Origin of the sequence: Caloramator quimbayensis (assembly GCF_900167605.1) — a bacterium.
GTDB lineage: Bacteria > Bacillota > Clostridia > Clostridiales > Caloramatoraceae > Caloramator_B > Caloramator_B quimbayensis.
Window position 1 is genome coordinate 1 of sequence record NZ_FUYH01000036.1, and the last position, 18,385, is coordinate 18,385.

Sequence of the window (18,385 nt, forward strand, 5' to 3'; positions counted from 1 at the left end):
CTTATTTGAAGCATAAATGCAAACAAAACTACAAATGTAATCGTTGAAATTTCAAATGGGGATTTCACTCTTTTTTTATTTAAGGTATTGATTTTTTCTCCAAGATGATATACTTTAGAAAAGTAAGTGAGCATTTGTTTTAAATAACTTTTGTTCATTTCATCAGCATCCTTTTTATGTTTGTTTGTGGTAAAACTATTATAAAAAGGATGCTTTCTTTATGCAATTTTTTTCTCTATATTTTCCAGTAAAAATCGGAAAATACCTAATTTCTACTTACTATTTCTTAACCATTATAAATCAACGGGCTTATCGCCCTAAAAATTTTCAAGTGCGAAATCTCTGGCATAATAAGGCTTTCATTAAAATCAATAGATTTTGAAGGAAAAATTAAATTAATATCTTTGCTTGATGGGGACGTTAAAAATTCTATATCAATAGAAGATCCCAGATTAGGTTCAGGAATATTAGACAGGGCTTTTTTAATTAATGATAAAGGAATAGATAAAGATATATTAAAAATGCAGATAAAAACAAAAAATTCAGGACTTAGGCTTTTATGTACATCAAAAAATATATTAAAAGGCAGCAATGATTGTATATCTTATGATTATAAAGAAGAATATAAAATAGGCATCTGCTATGAATTTAATATAAAAAAATCTCAACAAATATTGTTTAATAAATATATAGTTTATATAACTTCGAGGGACTGCTGTGAGCATGATATGGATGATATCAGCAGCAAAATATTGAATGAAGCCTTAAATAAAGGATTTGAAGAAATTAAAACTGAGCAGATAGGATATATGAAGGATTTTTGGTACAAATCAGATGTTGAAATAAAGGGAAATTTGTATCTTCAGCAGGGAATAAGATTTAATATGTTCCACCTTTTACAGTCAACTGGAAAGGATGGAAAAACAAATATAGGTGCAAAGGGTTTAACTGGGGAAGGATATGAAGGACATTATTTTTGGGATACAGAAATGTACGTTATTCCATTTTTTACCTATACAAAACCTGAAATAGCACGAAAACTTTTAGAATATAGATATAATACTTTAGATAAAGCAAGAGAGCGCGCAAGGCAGATGTCCCATGAAAAAGGAGCTCTCTTTCCCTGGAGGACTATAAATGGAGAGGAATGCTCTGCATATTTTCCTGCATCTACCGCACAGTATCATATAAATTCAGACATAGCTTATGCAATTAAAAAATATGTTGAGGCCGCAGAAGACTTTGATTTTTTAAGGGAAATGGGAGCAAAGATTGTATTTGAAAGTGTCAGGATTTTTGCTGATATATGCCACTTTGTTGAGAATAAAGGCTATTGTATTGATGGTGTCACTGGTCCTGATGAATATACAGCAATTGTTAATAACAATGCCTATACAAATATTATGGCAAAGGAGCATTTAAAATACGCCTTTGACACAGCAATGCTCCTAAAAGAAAAATATATAAGCGATTTTAACAATATAAAAAACGAACTATGTCTTGAAGATGATGAAATAGATAATTGGAAAACTATCTCTGATAATATGTATATACCCTATGATAACAATCTTAAAATTCATCCGCAGGATGATACATTCCTTAGCAAAAAAATATGGGACTTTGAAAATACTCCAAAGGAAAAATATCCTCTTTTATTAAACTATCATCCTCTTGTAATTTACAGGCACCAGGTGTGCAAGCAGGCTGACTGGGTTTTAGCCCTGTTTTTATTCAGCGAAAAATTTACTATAGAGCAAAAGAAACGGGACTTTGAATATTATGAAAAAATCACAACCCACGATTCTTCCCTTTCTCCCTGTATTTTCAGCATAGCTGCCTGCGATGTAGGATATATCGATAAAGCCTATGATTACTTTATAAAAACCGCACGAATGGATTTAGACGACAATCACGGAAATACAAAAGACGGTATTCATGCTGCAAACATGGCAGGCTCATATATGGATATAGTATTCGGATTTGGAGGTTTTAGAGTCTTTGAGGATAAAGTCTTCTTCAAACCTGCCCTCTTAGGTTCATGGCAAGGATATTCATTTAAAGTAAATTACAAAAAAAGACTTATAAAAGTATCCGTTGATATGAAAAAGGTCTGCTTTGATTTAATTGAAGGAGAGGATTTAACCGTTTTCTGCTATGATAATGAGCTAAAACTTTCAAAGAACAACCCCTATATAGTTGATATAATGCGCTAACCCCTATTTAAAATATATTATTAAAGGCTGCCTACATCTTGGCAGCCTTAATAATATAAAGATATTTATTTTCTATGGCTTGTACTAATATATTTCAAAATCAGATCATCGAGTTTCTGGCTTATTGATACAATTTGAGGGGCAATAAGTTTATCATTTTTATTTATGAGTTCCTCAAGTTCCATCTTTAAACTTTCTATCTGGGTTTTAAAATATTCGGGACTATTGTTATTTGACAAATCTCCAAAGTCCTTCATAATCATTCACCCCTTCATATTTTTATACATTTTCTTCCTCTGTTAGTTTAATTATACACGATAATTATTATTAAATAAACATTTTTTTCTTTTTTTAACATATACTTAACATTCATGGCAATTAGTTATATATTTTGTAATTTGTTTAAAAATTCTTCATAGCAGCAAAACAAAGCTTCCTGCTGTAGGAATTTATACAGGAAGCATTGTTTATATTCTATTATGCCCTATTACTATATCCTTGCATAAATATACACTACATCGTTTTTTCTACACATTCAACAAGTTTTTCAGCTACATACTGTGCATCCTCTAATGTAAGGATTGAATATAGAGGCAGCGATATTTCATTTTTATACTGGTCATAGGCGTTTGGATAATCTTCTATCTTATATCCGAGGTTCCTATACAATGTAAGCATTGGGAGAGGAATAAAGTGAACGTTTGTTGCTATGTCCATATCCGCCATCATCTGTATAACCTGATTTCTCTTCTCCTCATCAAAACCCCTTATCCTTAAAGGATATAGATGGTAGCATGTTTCCTTAATGCTGTCCTTTGCAAAAGGAATTATTGCCCACTCTTTTTTAGAAAGAATATCGTTATAAATGTTAACGATTTGCCTTCTTTTGCTTAGCATCTCATCAAACCTTCTAAGCTGAACTATTCCAATTGCAGCCATTATATCAGTCATGTTGCATTTTAATCCATCGGTTAATATATCATATTTCCAAGCCCCAGCCTTCATCTTTGAAAGTGCATCCTTAGTCTGTCCCTGAAGAGCTGTATATTTAAACTCTTTATATAAATCTTCTTTTCCTTTAAAATTGTTATTATTATATGTAATAGCTCCTCCCTCTGCAGTAGTAAGATTTTTTACTGCATGGAAAGAGAATACATGAAAGTCCATCTGCCCTCCAACTTTTTTGCCTTTGTATTCTGCACCGAAGGAATGGGCTGAATCTGATATCAATATAATATCTTCCCTTTTTTTAGCCTTTAAAACCTGTCTTAATTTATCATAGTCTACAGGAACGCCTGCAATGTCTACAGAAATTATAGCCTTGGTATTTTCAGTTATAGCATCATAAACTCCCTGCTCATCAATTAGAAAACTATCCCTTTTTACATCAACAAATTTAGGTTTAATTCCTCTGTGAAGTATTACATTTGAAGTTGCTGTATAGGTATAGGGAGTTGTAATAATCTCATCATTTCCTCCTATATCAAACACCTTTAAAATAAGCTCAAGCCCTGCTGTTGCACTGTTTAATGCTACAGCGTGATTGGTCTGGCAATAATCTGCCATATTTTTTTCAAATTCATAGGTTTTAGGTCCTGTTGTTATCCAGCCTGACTTTAAAACTTCAACAACAGCATCTATTTCCTCCTGAGTAATATCCGGAGGAGAAAAAGGTATCTTTTTTTCCATAACAATCATCCTCACTTTCAAATCATCTGCTGTAAAATTTCTTTATTGTTTCACATACATATAATACTTCATCATCGGTTATTTCAGGATATATCGGAAGGGCTATTATGCTCTGCGAAACTTTTTCTGCAACAGGGAAATCTCCCTTCTTATATCCAAGATGCTCAAAGCTTTTTTGAAGATGAAGAGGCATAGGATAGTATATGCTGTATCCTATCTCATTTTCTTTAAGGTATAAAGAGAGCTCATCTCTTTTTTCTGCTAATATATTGAATACATAGTATACCCCTTTTTGCTCATGTTTAATCTTAGGAAGCCTTACATGCTGACAGTCCTTTAAATTCTCCATATAAAGCTTTGCAACATGCTCTCTTTTTTTAATAGCTTCATCTATATATTTAAGTTTAACGTTTAAAACTGCTGCCTGAAGGGTATCAAGTCTTGAATTGTAACCTATATAATCATAATGATATTTTTTAGAAGCACCATGAACCCTATAACTTTTTGATAGGCTTGCAAGGTTTTCATCGTTGGTTACTATCATACCTCCATCGCCATATCCTCCGAGGGTTTTTGTAGGGAAAAATGAAAAAATACCAAAATCCCCTATCGTTCCTGAATGCTTATATGTATCTCCTTTCCCCCTCCATCTCATTCCAAAGGCTTCTGCAGCATCCTCAAGAACTTTTAGATTATGCTTTTTAGCAATTTCCATTATCCTATCCATATCAGCCATCTGGTCGAAAAGGTGTATAGGAAGTATTCCTACTGTATTATTATTAATTTTTTCCTCGATTAAATCCGCATTAATGCTGAAAGTTTCCTCGTCGATATCTACAAAAACGACTCTGCCTTTATTTCTAAGCACGCATGAAGCGGAGGCTAAGAATGTAAAAGGGGATGTTATAACTTCCTTGCCATCTTTAAACCCCAAAATATCAGCAGCAATTGTCAGAGCATCAGTTCCTGATGCAACGCCTATTGCATACTTTGCTCCTGTATAATTTTCTATAGCACCTTCAAAATCAACAACCTGTTTTCCAAGAATAAAATTACCCTGACTTATCACAGATTGTATTGCATCATCAAACTCTTTTTTTCTATTATTGTATTCCCTGACTGAAGAATAAAAGGGTACTTTCACCAATCATCACTCCTTATTGTTTTATGAGTAACTTTAAACCAATATAATGATATCATTTTTATACTATATTGTTAACATTATACTACTTTTTTTATTTATTTTTTGAATTTTAACATATTATTATCAAATCATTAATAATTATTTTATATGTTGGAAAAAATATATTACATGTTGAAATGTTTGATAATTCTGTTATTATATAATCCAATTATATTTATACAGTATACATAACAGCATTTTTCTACAAATTGAATTTATATAAAGCATACTTAAGGAAAGACGTTAATTTTTAAATTAATTTCATTTATATCACTTTAAACAATTTTTTTATTGCATTTTACACGTTTTTAAAGTAAAATATTTTATAATTATTAAACTAAATGTATAATCAAGGAGGGGAAACAATGTACAAAAAAGTCATTTCATTATTGCTTATAAGTCTTTTGACAATCTCCCTGTTTGCAGGTTGCGGCCAGAAAAGTGCAGTCAGCAGCGACACTATAAAGGTCGGCTGGATGGGCTCATTAACTGGTGACCAGGCTGTTTGGGGACAATGTGAATTAAATACTGTTAAAATGCTCTTTGAAGAAATAAATGCAAAGGGCGGAGTATTGGGCAAGAAACTTGAAGTTGTCGGATATGATACAAAAGGCGACCCACAGGAAGCCGTTAACGTTGCAAAAAGGCTTACAACCCAGGACAAGGTTGTAACTATTTTAGGACCAAACGCAAGCGGAAGTGCGATTCCAATAGCACCAGTTCTTGAAGCAGCAAAGGTTCCAGACATTGCAACAGTTGCTACAAATCCAAAGGTTACTGTTATGGATGGAAAAGTTAAACCCTATAACTTCAGAGTATGCTTTATAGACCCATATCAGGGAGCAGTTGCTGCAGGATATGCTGCTGACATACTTAAAGCAAAAACTGCTGCTATATTATATGATGTTGGAGATGACTATTCACAGGGACTCACCCAGTTCTTTGAAGAAACCTTCACTAAAAAGGGCGGAAAAATAGTTGCAAAGGAAGGATTTAAGAGCGGTGATGTTGATTTTAGACCTCAGCTTAGTAAGATAAAAGCCGCAAATCCTGAAGTTATATTTATGCCATACTTCTTCAAAGAAGTTGCTCTAAGCTCTAATCAGGCAAGAGAGCTTGGAATAACAGCAACTCTAATGGGAGGAGACGGCTGGCCATCAGATCAGCTGCTTCAGATGGCAAAGAATGCTGTTGAAGGTTCGTACTTTGTTAACCACCTTGATTTTAACGATCCTGAAGTTCAAGACTTCAAGACAAGATATAAAAACAAATATGGAAAAGAAGTTGAGCTTAACGGATATCTTGTTCATGACGCTGTGCTCATGTTCGTAGATGCACTTCAAAGAGCAGGAGAGCCAAACTCAGAAAAAATTGCAAAAGCTTTAGAAGAAACTAACATTAAAGGTATAACAGGAACAATTAAAATCGGTAAGGATACTCACAACCCAGAGGGCAAGGAAGCAGCTATAATAAAAATAGTTGACGGAAAATATATATTCCAGCAAAAATATACTCCACAGTGATAAAATATCAGAGCAGAATGAAAGAAGGATATCCTTCATTCTGCTCTTTATATGTAAAGAGGTGATATATTTATGACTCAATTTTTACAACAGCTCATAAACGGTCTTTCAATAGGAAGCGTATATGCCCTTATGGCCGTTGGATATTCGCTTGTATACAGCATAATGAATTTCAGTAACTTTGCCCACGGCGGAGTTATAATGTTTGGAGCTTACTTTGGATTTTTTTATCTCACCCTTTTTCGTCTTCCATTTCCTGTAGCACTGATTGGTGCTGCACTAAGTACAGCAATTCTTGCAATAATAATCGAAAGAACTGCGTACAAGCCTTTGAGAAACAGAAGAGCACCTTTTTTGTACTTTATAATATGTGCAATGGGTATGTCTATATTTCTTGAAAATATAATAATCGCCCTTCCCTTTATAGGACCTACCTTTAGAACATACCCTGAAATTTTTTCAAAAACCCCTATTAAAATCGGTAGTCTTGCGGTTGGAAGGCTCGATTTACTGATGTTTATAATATCTGCAATATGCCTTGGGCTTTTAGTTTATTTCATAGACTTTACAAAGATAGGAAAGGCAATACAGGCGACTTCATATAACATAAAAGCAAGCGCACTTATGGGAATCAATACTGACTTTATTATAATTACAGTATTCGCTCTTGGAGGATTTTTTGCAGGAATTGCAGGAGTTCTCTTTGGAATGAAATATACTGTTTATCCCCAAATCGGAGTTATAACAAATAAATCCTTTATTGCCGCAGTATTCGGGGGACTTGGAAGCCTTCCCGGGGCTGTTATAGGTTCAGTTCTTCTTGGAATCATAGAAACATTTACTTCGGGTTATATTTCATCTCAGTATAGAGATTTAATAGCCTTTGTTCTTTTAATAGCAGTACTTGTAATAAGGCCCAGAGGACTTATGGGTAAATCAAATGAGGATAAGGCGTAAAGGGGGTAGTTTAGATGGATGCTTATATTCAAGGTATTTTAATACTATCAGGAATAAATTTAATGGCGGTACTCGGCCTGTCCCTCTTAACAGGATTTACTGGGCTTTTCTCCTTTGGTCACGCAGGCTTTATGGCAATAGGAGGTTATACAGCTGCTGCCATGACTGTTAAATATCATATGCCCTTTATACCTGCACTGCTAATTGGAGCAATCGCTGCATCCTTTGTAAGCGCAATAATAGGTGCACTTACATTAAAACTTAAGGGAGATTACTTTTGTATAGCAACCCTTGGTTTTGGAGAGGCAACAAGGCTAATACTTGATAATGTGCAGTATTTCGGTGGTGCAAGGGGATGGCCTGGAATCCCTGCCTACACCAATCTTACAAACGTTGTAATAATAAATATAATAGCAATAGTTCTTTTAGCCAACCTCATACGTTCAAAGCATGGACGAAACATGATTGCAGTCAGGGAAGAGGAGCTCGCATCTCAAATAGCGGGAATTAATGTTTTTAAATATAAACTTATTTCTCTTATGATAAGCGCTGCCTATGCTGGTATTGCAGGAGGTCTTATGGCTCATTACATGACCTTCCTTCAGCCTAAAATGTTTGCTCTTACAAAATCTACAGAGCTTACTATTATAGTTATATTCGGAGGCCTTGGAAGTATATCTGGAAGCGTACTTGGAGCCCTTGTTCTAACATCCCTTCCTGAAATTCTTCGTGCCTTTTCGAATTGGAGGCTCGTTATTTACGGTCTTGCTGTAATTATTATTATGATTACTCGTCCCGAGGGACTTATGGGAGGATATGAATTTACTCCTCAAAGCATGAAGAAGCTTTTTTCAAACCTTAAGGGAAAAAGATTAAAGAGCAGCGAGGGGAGGGAATAAAATGAACTTACTTGAAATGAAAAATGTTACAAAGCGCTTTGGAGGACTTACTGCTGTTTCAAGCGTTGATTTTGAAATAGAAAAAGGAAGCATAACGGGGCTTATAGGTCCTAACGGCGCGGGAAAGACTACGATATTCAATCTTATAACAGGAGTCTATAAGGTAACAGAGGGAAAAATAACCTTTGATGGGAAGGATATTACAAATAAAGAACCTTACATGATAGCTGATATGGGTATTACGAGGACTTTTCAAAATATAAGACTTTTTAAGAAACTCTCAGTATACGAGAACGTTTTAACTGCCTGCCAGTATAACGCAAATTACAGCCTTTTTGAAGCGATGCTTTATCTTCCAAGATGCAGAAAGCAGGAAAAGCAGCTGAAGGAGCAGGCTGAAAACCTTCTTGAAATTATGGGGCTTATAGATAGAAAGGATTTTATTGCAAATAATCTTCCCTATGGGCTTCAAAGGAGGCTCGAGATTGCAAGGGCTCTATCTTTAAATCCAAAACTTTTACTGCTCGACGAGCCTGCTGCGGGAATGAATCCCGATGAAACTGCACAGCTTATGAACCTTATTTCTGATATCAGGAAAAAGTTTGACCTTTCGATACTCATAATAGACCATCATATGGATCTCGTTATGGGAATATGTGAAAAGATTATGGTTCTAAATTTTGGATGCAAACTTGCAGAGGGTACCCCAATTGAGATTCAAAGCAATCCAAAGGTTATAGAAGCATATCTTGGAGTGGAGGGGTAATAATGCTAACGATTAATAATCTTCATGTATATTACGGCGGTATACATGCTCTAAAGGGTGTATCCCTTAATGTTAATAAGGGTGAGATATTGACTATAATAGGTTCAAACGGTGCAGGAAAATCTACTCTTTTAAACTCTATTTCAGGATTTTTGAAATATAAAGGGGAAATAATATATAAAGATCAAAAGCTTAATTTTTCTCCTAATAAAATAGTTCAAATGGGAATATGTCATGTTCCCGAGGGAAGGCTTGTTTTTGCAAATCTTACTGTTGAGGACAATCTTCTCCTTGGGGCTTATTTAAGAAACGACAAAAAAGGGATTAAAGAGGATCTTGAAAAGGTGTATACTCTCTTCCCAAGATTGAAGGAAAGGCAAAAGCAGCTCTCTGGAACATTATCCGGAGGAGAACAGCAGATGCTTGCGATGGGAAGAGGGCTTATGAGCAGTCCTGATATTATGCTTTTAGATGAGCCTTCCTTAGGACTTGCTCCTCTGCTTGTTCAAACAGTATTCGATATTATAACTGACATTAGGAAGATGGGTAAGACAATTCTCCTTGTTGAGCAAAACGCCTTTAAAGCCCTTTCAATAGCTGACAGAGCCTATGTTCTTGAGCAGGGAAAGATAATAATGGAAGGAAGCGCAAAGGATATTGCAAACAATCCAAGCATAAAGGAAGCTTATCTTGGAGTTAAAAAATAAATTAAACTTCTTAAACCCCAAAAATATTGAGATAATATAAGATAAACCATTCAAAGAATATTTAAAAAGCCCATAAATTGCGCAGCCAATTTCTCTGACTTATAAAAATGCTCTAAGCCTTGTCTTTTTCAAAATTAATAACTATCAGAAATTCAGGCAGCCAAAAGTTATATAATTTTGGATATAAGCAGGGCAAGAACATCTATAATTTTTTGGCTTTAGCAGTTTATGGGCTTTATTAATAGGTTTTAAAAAACATCTAAAATCTTAAAATTCTTATTTACTTCGAGGTTTAAAAATTCATCATCTATAGCTATCCATGGCTTTTCAGGATTTTCTGATGGTATTTTAATTATTCTTCCTATATGACCATTATTTAAAAGGCATTTGCATCCTTGATAGGATACAGATGCGTTGTTTAAAAATACTCTGCAAAGATATGGATCGAGGCCATTATAGCTGTCCTCAAAAACAGCCTTAAGTCCATTTAAAACGTTTTCCTTAGGTTTGTATACCCTCTTTGATGTTACCGCATCATATACATCACATATCGAAATAATCTTTGAAAAGCTGCTTAAATCACCACCTGAAAGTCCAAAGGGGTATCCTTTTCCATTTACCCTTTCATGATGAGTCAGCACAACGTTTTTTATCCTCTCATCTATTGAGTTAGATTTTTTTAGCAATTGATATCCAAGTTTAGTATGATTTTTCATTATATTATATTCGCTTGGAGTTAATTTGGAAGGCTTATTAAGTATATACTCGGGTATTAAAACTTTACCAATATCATGAAGTATTCCGCAAATTCCTAAAAGTTTTATATCTGCTTTAGAATAGCCAAGCCATTTGCCCATAAGCATAGCAGTTAATGATACATTTATTGAATGTTCAAGGGTATAATCGTCTTTTCCGCTTAAAAGTTTGCTGTAAAAAAGTATCTCATTTGAATTTATATTGTCCATAAGTTCTTCTACTATATTATTAAATTCTGATATCTCAACTGTATTCTTTAATTTTACAACTTTAAATTTATCCTTAACCTTATTTACCGTTTCTGTATAAACAATACTTATTCTCTTTAAATCCTCATCCTTAGAGCTTATATCAACATCAACATATTCAATATTATATTCCTTTAACTTATCTATAATTTTTTCACTTAAAGCTGTTCCCTTTTGAACCAAAAGAAGTCCATTATTAATAAATATATTATCATTCAATACGGATCCAGGTACTATATCATTTACTTTTATCTTCATATCATCAATCCTTTGCTTATTTATACTCTATAGCTTTATTTTACAATTAAATCTATATTTTTACAATATTTTAATAATTTGAATTTTAAAGCAACTACAGATTAATCCTCCAAACTATATAATACAAATTTAAAAAACCTTTCTGATTTGTTTTAATGAAATAATCATGAATATTTGAAGTAAGAAAATCTTATTGCCTATTAAAATCATTTAAATCTAAATTCGGTAAGTAGTATAGCAAACCATTGATACAAAGTTTTATAAAAAATTTAAACCTTAATTCGGCAGGTAATGCTGGAAAACACTGATAGCACTAAATTTCTATTTCAAAAAAATTTTAATATAAAACTTAGATATATCAAAGGGTTATAAGAAACAATTTCCAAATCTAAGTTAAATATGTATTAGTTATTATAATGAATACTTTCTGAATGCAAGTTAAAAATTAAAGTCCTTAATCAATAACAAAATAATACTTATTGCATAGAATATTATTGTATTAAAAAATATTTGGAGGTTAAATATGAATAGCTCCCCGCTTCCCGGAATGCTTTGTAATTATGACTTGTTTCAAAAATCTTTAATGATGATTAAAGAGGCTGTACAGGGCGAAAGAAACGATGAACTTTTCTACGATTATCTTATCAGTGTTGCTCCAAACGAGGAAGCAAAGAATATAATTGAATCTATAAGAAACGATGAAAGAAGACACAATCAAATATTTAGAATGATTTATAAGAATTTTACCGGAGAGAATATACAATCAGTAGATGAACCTTTCCAAAAGCCCTCTTCCTATCTCGATGGACTTAAAAAAGCATTAAAAGGAGAACTTTCTGCTGTTGTAAAATACAGGCAGATAAAAGAAGGTCTTCCCCTTGGCTGCTATCAGGATCAGGTATTTAACATCTTAACCGACGAACTAAGGCACGCTTCATTTTATAATTATCTTATAACTATGGACAAATGCTAAAGATTAACTAATTTAAATTTTTTGAGGGACGGTTACTTATTTCTTACACTTTATCTAATTTTAAGATATGTTTATTTATTTTATGTGTTTAAGTTATATTTAATCTTATTATTTTGAGATATTGGGGTATTGGGGGACGGTTAGTGTGAAAATGTTGCATTCCCATATTTGGATATATATGACAATACGCAGTGTTAGATACCGGAGAAAGGAGGTATACCGCAAAAAAAGTGCCACCCAGTTGACAAGTGACAAACTTTTTCATTCCGTCGTTGTGGCTATTTTTTAGTCATGCACTGTTACTTATTTCACATATAATAAAGCAATTACTTAATACATTTTAATTTTTTAGAGAAGACAATAATTTTAAGCTCAAAATTAAAAAAGTAATCATTGCGTATTCTTCTCCTCCAAACATTTTTGAAAGGGCCCTTGTTCCTTCTGCAAGAAGATTTCCTATTTTAATTTTGAGGGGGTACACTATTATAATATTAATGTTAAATAATAAGTAACTGTCCCTCATCACATCATCATATAAAACCATAGCGGACTTTCACCGCAAAGCCGTCGCCAACGTCGGCGCACAATTTAAAAACCTGATAAAAAATCAGGCTTTTTGTGTCATTTTTTGAAAGATAACATAATATGTATCAGAACAATATTTTGAGGTGATAACGTGGGAAAATGCGGATATAGCTGCCATGTACACCGCTATTGTGGTTGTACTACAGTATGTAAATGCCATAGCCATTACTATAACTGCATCTCAGATGCATCAGAAAATTTTAGATGCCACAAACACTGCTTATACGGCGAAACTGATTATACCTGCGGCCACTGCCATGAAATCAAATTCCTAACCTGCTTTGAAATCCCGATATGGGGTGGAAGGCATATTCACTACTACTGTGGATTAACAAAAAAAGCAAAGGGGCATTGCCACTATATAATGGGATATACCTTAAAGGATTGCTGATAAATTAAGTAAAATTTTTATTATATAATTTTAAAGCCCATAGGCTTAAAGTATTCTTTAAGCCTATGGGCACTGTTTATCCCCCTGCAACGGGAGAAAAAATTTGAACCTCATCGCAATCATAAAGTTTTGTTTTAAAGCCCTTTAACTCATTTATATTTTTACCATTTACAAAAACAATCGAATTTTTAAGCTCATCGATATCAAGATTATATTTTGATGATATTATATTTATCAAAACTTCAACATCTTGAGCTTCGATTTCATCGAAACTTTTTTTAATATCAAGCCTTAAAATCCCGAAATACCTAACTTTAATCAATTTTACCCTCCAAAAGCTCTTAATCTTTTAATCCTTTTCTGTGATGGAATTCCATTTTTATCCCATCCTCTTATTTTATAATAATCCTTTTTCAAATCTTCTATAGGAACAATACTTCTTTTATCCCTGCTGTCTTGATACTCTGAAATCAATCTCTTAGGGAGTGTATCGTCCTTTGCATTTATTCCTCTTTTTATGTTTACCATTCTTTCGAGGTTATATCCCCTCTCTCCAATCTCTTTTAAAATTCCAAAGTTCATGTTCATCCCTGTTACATATTTTAATGCACGAATATGAGGAAGTCTCGAAACATTAAACTTAAAAAATTTTCCTGGTAAAGTATTTATAATATTTACAAAGGGAGAGGAATTTTTTAAAAACCAAAGAGAAACCTTTGTTAAAAAGCTATTTGGATGCTCTAATAGATACTTAGGAATAAAAAGATAGGTTGTAAAAAGGCAGCTCCCACAGGCAGATGCAGCTTCCATAAGATTTTGAAATAGTATTGTAAGTGCTGCCTTTGACTTTTTGGTATAGGCATCCATTGATAGCGCTAATCCCTCAAGAACCACAAGATATCCTCCGTTTAGGTGGCATCCTCCCCTGTTTGATACTGCATATCCAAGCCCCTGGCCTACAGCACCTCTTGGTTCATAGGCTGCAAGCTCAAGACCTTTTGAATTCATAGCGTATTCTTCTCCTCCAAACATTTTTGAAAGAGCCCTTGTTCCTTCTGCAAGAAGATTTCCTATTCCTTTTCTATAGGCAATATCTTCAAAAGTTTTCTCTATATTGTCTATTTTCCCGAATTCAAGACCGCAGTCCCAAAGTCCCCTTTCATTAAGTTCCATGGCAAAAGCTATGGTTACTCCTGCTGACACCGTATCCATCCCAAGTTCATCTAACACATAATTCCACCTTATTATATGCTCAAGGCTGCTGTTTTCAATATTTGCTCCTAAAAGACCTAAGGTTTCAAGTTCAGGGCCTTTAACCTGCTTTCCCTCAACTTCAACTACCCTGCCGCATTGAATAGGACATGTTATGCACCCTTTGTTTTTTATTAGATATTTTTCTGCAAGATACTCTCCGCTTACCTTTTCAAAGTCTTTATACTGTCCATATTTAAAATTCCTCGTTGCAAGCATTTTTCTTGCATTCATGACGCTTAAAAGCCCCGCTGTGCCAAGGCGTGGAAGCTGTTTGCCTGTTATTGGGTGATTCTTTAATTTTTTCACCCAATCTTTATATAAATTTTTCAGCTTTTCTTTATCATGAACATTAACAGTATTGTTTCCTCTTGCGACTATTGCCTTAATATTTTTATATCCCATAACTGCCCCAACTCCCGCTCTGCCCGCTGCACGCTCATCGCTGAAAATTGAAGCGTATTTTACAATATTTTCTCCAGCAGGCCCTATTACAAGTTTGCCGCATTTATCTCCAAAAAAACTCTGAGTCTCGCTAATTTTAAGTCCCCAAATATCCTTTGCATCGTGAAATTGTACCTCTTTATCCGTTATCTCAATCCATATTGGATTTTCAGACCTTCCAGTTATAACGATTCCATCGTACCCAGCTTTTTTTAGATATATTCCAAAGCTCCCTCCACAATTTGAAGATGTTAATAGATTAGTCAGGGGAGATAAAGTAGATATATTAAACCTGCTTGAGCTTGGGGCTCCTGTTCCTGTTAAGGGACCTGTGGTTATTACAAGGTAGTTATCAGGAGACAGAGGCTCTGTTTTTTCATTTATATTATCATATAGTATCTTTGCTGCCATTATTTTGCCGCCTATATAAAGCTCTCTTTCTTTATCGCTAAAAGGATATTCATATACCTTTTTTAAACTCAAATCAATTTTAAGAACCCTGCCCGTATATCCTCCATATATTGTTGCCATATGATTCCCCCTTTTATTAATATGCTTCCTTTAGAATCTCCATTATATCGTTAAAATCTGCTTCCTTAGGATTCATAATAAGCGCTCCATCGTTCAGCGCTGTATTTGCAATATTAGGTAAATCCTTTTCTTTAACCCCTGCTTCTTTTAAGGATAAAGTAAGACCGCTGAGATTCCTTAGTTTAATTTGAAGCTGTCTTACAGCTTCTATACATTTTTTCCCTCTTTCATCTTTAGGTGTTGAAGCATAAACCTCAACCCCACAAAGAGGAAGTAATATCTCCCCATATAAATCTCCAACCGCTTCAATATTATATTCCATACAATAGGGAAGAAGTATATTCATAGCATCTCCATGGGGTATATGAGATACTCCACCGCAGGCATGACCTATTGCATGCACCATTCCTACCATTGAGTTTGAAAAGGCTGCCCCTGCCATAAGAGAAGCGTTTGCCATAGCAAGTCTTACAATTTCATTTTCTCCATCTTCAACTGCACTGATAATGTTTTCTCCTATTATTTTTATAGCTGCAAAGGCATAGGCATCGCTTAAAGGATTTTTTTGAATGCAGGTATATGCCTCTATAGCATGGGTCAGCGCATCCATTCCTGTTGATGCTGTCATCTTCGGTGGAAGAGATTTTGTCATTCGAGGGTCGAGGACAGCAACATCCGGCAAAAGATTATAGGATACAAATTCCATTTTAACATTTCTTTCAGGATTTGCAATTACTGCAACTAATGTTACTTCCGAGCCTGTTCCTGCTGTTGTTGGAATAACTATAAAGGGAACAGCTCTTTTCTTTGTAAGTATTTCAGCCCCCATAAACTTTATAAGATCATCAGTATCTTCAGTTATTAATATGCTAAGCCCCTTTGCAGTATCTATAACCGAACCTCCCCCAACTGCAATAATAGAATCGCATTTATTTTCCCTGTATATCTTTGAGGCTTCGTTTACTACCTTAACAGAAGAATCGGGAGGAACACTGTCATATATAGCACCTATAGTGATGTCGCATTGCCCAAAAGCATCTAAAACGGTTTTCACAAGCCCAATTTTAATGAGAAAATCATTTGTTATAAGAAGAGGTCTCTTGCCTCCCAAATTTTGAAGTTCTGATGGTATATGCTCTAAAGCCTTAAAACCTGAGATAATTTTAACCGAATTTAAAAATTCATAATATGAAGGTATCATAATATCCCCCTTTTCATATTCCAAATAGAGTTCCCATGTAAATTTTAAAGCTGCTTGTTCCTTTTTTAGGCATTCTTTTAAGTATTTTCTTAGCAATAAAACTTGGGAAAAGATGCGCTTCTACAATATAAAGGCATCTGACAAAGGGCATTCCAAAGGCAATAATATCCCCCTTCATGCTAAATCTATGCTGTGCGTAGGCCATATCTATTCCAAGCCTTCCTGTTAAAACCAAAAGAGCTGTTTCAATGTTTTTAAAATACACTGCGAATTCACAATCTTCTTCCTTAGAGCCGAGATATTTTAATGTGCCTTTTTCCTTTTTCATAAGAAGACATGGACCAAAGGACTGAATCTTGATTAAAATTTTTAAAGAATCCGGCCAATTTTCAATCTCCTTTTTTACATATATATCATGCTTTGCTGACGCAACAAATGCTCTCCCCAAAAAATAAAGTATTACTCTTGCAAAAAAAGATTTAATTTTCTTACTTTTAGGTACGATATTTTTATCCTTCAACATAACCCTCCTTATCTGACATTTTATTTAAATTATATATACTCTCTACCAAATAATTTTATCACAGTTAATTCATGGAATCACATGTTTTTGTATGGGACGGTTACTTACTTATTTATTATATTTTCATTATCAAGTAGTTTAATTTTTATAAGTACGTATTAAATGAAAATATAGCGTAAATTTTCTAAACATGGAATTAACGAGAGTTTAGGAATTGTAAACTTGAAAATGTAGGAAAAGTGAGGGACGGTTACTTATTATAGGCAATATTAATTTAATGCATAGTTAACTTTTTATTTTAGACAAGAAGTTAACTATGCTTGTAATTTTTAATTTTGCTTGTCCAATTTTATTGCTTATATATTTTATAATTTTTTAACATTTATTAAGTTCCATTTTTAATACTATTTATACATTAAATAATTATAAATATATACAGTTATTTTATGCTACTATGCTCCTATCGCCAATATCTCCTCCACAATCCCCCTGTATCTTTCCTCCTTTATAAGCTCAGCACCTAAAGCACACAGCCTCGATACATTAGCCTGCCCCATGCTCCCAAGTATCCTGCATATGTCAGCACATTTTAAATCGCAAAACTTTCTTAAAGCAAAGCACAGTATTGCCTTTGCCTCCTTAGCTCCCTTTGAATTCTTTATCTTAAGCATTAGTTTATCTATGTTAAATCTTTCTGCAATTATTTCTATTATCTTTTCAGGGGATAAGTCTCTAACGAGTACCTTTCTCATGCTTCTATATTCCGTAGGTTCATCTTTAAACTCCTGCCTCTTTGCATCTACAACACTTTTCACTTTAAATATAAAATCCCTGTACATTGCTCTTGCAGCTGCTTCCTTTAAGCTGAACATAGAAAGTATAAAACTGTCATCTATAAGATTAAACTCATCTCTCTTTTCTGCTAAAAATATCCCAAGAGATGAAAAGCGGTAATCCTGCGGATTTGTTTCATACCCCTTTATATCTGTTGCATTAAAGTGAACATAGGCAGTTAAAGCAAAAAGATACCTGTCACTGTCAACAATAAGACTTTTAAATCTATCATGGAAAAGGTGACCTATTCTTTCATGCCTTTTGTTATAGTACATAGCGTACTTATAATTGATAAAGTGCATAATCTTCGATATGTCTGCACCGTTTGAATCTATAATAAAATGGGCGTGATTATCCATAAGACAGTATGAATACACCTTAAACTCGAACTGGTCCTGAGCTTTTTTAACGAAATCCATAAACTTTACTTTATCATCATCATCTTTAAAAAGA

The 18,385-nt window shown here is 33.9% G+C and carries 18 protein-coding genes; 8 read left to right on the plus strand and 10 right to left on the minus strand.

Translation table 11 applies throughout. From position 1 onward, the window contains the following. Positions 1-350 precede the first annotated feature (350 nt). Complete coding sequence (locus B5D15_RS13890; protein WP_278305952.1) at positions 351-2,213, plus strand: glycoside hydrolase family 65 protein; 1,863 nt, start codon at positions 351-353, stop codon at positions 2,211-2,213. 65 nt (positions 2,214-2,278) lie between these two features. On the opposite strand, the gene B5D15_RS13895 is transcribed toward B5D15_RS13890, so the two are convergent. From B5D15_RS13895 to B5D15_RS13905, 3 genes are all read right to left on the minus strand, one after another. Beyond that, entirely contained in the window at positions 2,279-2,470 is a 192-nt protein-coding gene (locus B5D15_RS13895) for an aspartyl-phosphate phosphatase Spo0E family protein (RefSeq protein WP_179122323.1), read from the minus strand. Between the two features lie 256 nt (positions 2,471-2,726). Then, on the minus strand, positions 2,727-3,902 hold the full coding sequence (locus B5D15_RS13900) for a DegT/DnrJ/EryC1/StrS family aminotransferase (RefSeq protein WP_078697711.1): 1,176 nt from the start codon (positions 3,900-3,902) through the stop codon (positions 2,727-2,729). Between the two features lie 22 nt (positions 3,903-3,924). Further along, a complete protein-coding gene (locus tag B5D15_RS13905) occupies positions 3,925-5,046 on the minus strand; it encodes a DegT/DnrJ/EryC1/StrS family aminotransferase (protein ID WP_078697713.1) in 1,122 nt (373 codons plus the stop codon). A 404-nt stretch (positions 5,047-5,450) separates the two neighbouring features. Between B5D15_RS13905 and B5D15_RS13910 the strand changes: the two genes are divergently transcribed. From B5D15_RS13910 to B5D15_RS13930, 5 genes are all read left to right on the plus strand, one after another. Next, the gene (locus B5D15_RS13910) at positions 5,451-6,608 is read left to right on the plus strand and encodes an ABC transporter substrate-binding protein (protein WP_078697714.1); all 1,158 of its coding nucleotides are present in this window, start codon (positions 5,451-5,453) and stop codon (positions 6,606-6,608) included. A 72-nt stretch (positions 6,609-6,680) separates the two neighbouring features. Further along, positions 6,681-7,565, plus strand: a complete 885-nt coding sequence (locus B5D15_RS13915; protein WP_078697715.1) for a branched-chain amino acid ABC transporter permease — start codon at positions 6,681-6,683, stop codon at positions 7,563-7,565. 14 nt (positions 7,566-7,579) lie between these two features. After that, on the plus strand, positions 7,580-8,464 hold the full coding sequence (locus B5D15_RS13920) for a branched-chain amino acid ABC transporter permease (RefSeq protein ID WP_078697716.1): 885 nt from the start codon (positions 7,580-7,582) through the stop codon (positions 8,462-8,464). Between the two features lies 1 nt (position 8,465). After that, entirely contained in the window at positions 8,466-9,230 is a 765-nt protein-coding gene (locus B5D15_RS13925) for an ABC transporter ATP-binding protein (protein WP_078697717.1), read from the plus strand. 2 nt (positions 9,231-9,232) lie between these two features. Further along, a complete protein-coding gene (locus B5D15_RS13930) occupies positions 9,233-9,937 on the plus strand; it encodes an ABC transporter ATP-binding protein (RefSeq protein ID WP_078697719.1) in 705 nt (234 codons plus the stop codon). A gap of 248 nt (positions 9,938-10,185) precedes the next feature. Here the strand turns inward: B5D15_RS13930 and B5D15_RS13935 are convergent, their stop codons facing one another. Continuing rightward, positions 10,186-11,199 carry an HD-GYP domain-containing protein gene (locus B5D15_RS13935; protein ID WP_078697720.1) on the minus strand — a complete coding sequence of 338 codons (1,014 nt, stop codon included), beginning with the start codon at positions 11,197-11,199 and terminating at the stop codon, positions 10,186-10,188. A gap of 523 nt (positions 11,200-11,722) precedes the next feature. Between B5D15_RS13935 and B5D15_RS13940 the strand changes: the two genes are divergently transcribed. Further along, positions 11,723-12,172: a ferritin-like domain-containing protein gene (locus B5D15_RS13940; RefSeq protein WP_078697721.1), complete on the plus strand. Its 450-nt coding sequence runs from the start codon at positions 11,723-11,725 to the stop codon at positions 12,170-12,172. 340 nt (positions 12,173-12,512) lie between these two features. On the opposite strand, the gene B5D15_RS13945 is transcribed toward B5D15_RS13940, so the two are convergent. Next, the gene (locus B5D15_RS13945) at positions 12,513-12,716 is read right to left on the minus strand and encodes a hypothetical protein (protein ID WP_078697722.1); all 204 of its coding nucleotides are present in this window, start codon (positions 12,714-12,716) and stop codon (positions 12,513-12,515) included. A 132-nt stretch (positions 12,717-12,848) separates the two neighbouring features. Between B5D15_RS13945 and B5D15_RS15885 the strand changes: the two genes are divergently transcribed. Beyond that, entirely contained in the window at positions 12,849-13,148 is a 300-nt protein-coding gene (locus B5D15_RS15885; protein ID WP_078697723.1) for a YmaF family protein, read from the plus strand. A gap of 76 nt (positions 13,149-13,224) precedes the next feature. Here the strand turns inward: B5D15_RS15885 and B5D15_RS13955 are convergent, their stop codons facing one another. From B5D15_RS13955 to B5D15_RS13975, 5 genes are all read right to left on the minus strand, one after another. Further along, on the minus strand, positions 13,225-13,470 hold the full coding sequence (locus tag B5D15_RS13955) for a MoaD/ThiS family protein (protein WP_179122324.1): 246 nt from the start codon (positions 13,468-13,470) through the stop codon (positions 13,225-13,227). Positions 13,471-13,472: 2 nt separating this feature from the next. Then, positions 13,473-15,374 carry an aldehyde ferredoxin oxidoreductase family protein gene (locus tag B5D15_RS13960; RefSeq protein WP_078697726.1) on the minus strand — a complete coding sequence of 634 codons (1,902 nt, stop codon included), beginning with the start codon at positions 15,372-15,374 and terminating at the stop codon, positions 13,473-13,475. Positions 15,375-15,390: 16 nt separating this feature from the next. Then, positions 15,391-16,575, minus strand: coding sequence for an iron-containing alcohol dehydrogenase (locus tag B5D15_RS13965; protein WP_078697728.1), 1,185 nt, complete (start codon positions 16,573-16,575; stop codon positions 15,391-15,393). Between the two features lie 13 nt (positions 16,576-16,588). Beyond that, on the minus strand, positions 16,589-17,095 hold the full coding sequence (locus B5D15_RS13970) for a hypothetical protein (protein ID WP_078697729.1): 507 nt from the start codon (positions 17,093-17,095) through the stop codon (positions 16,589-16,591). Between the two features lie 455 nt (positions 17,096-17,550). Continuing rightward, on the minus strand, positions 17,551-18,385 hold an 835-nt coding region (locus B5D15_RS13975), incomplete at its 5' end, for a transposase (RefSeq protein WP_078697731.1).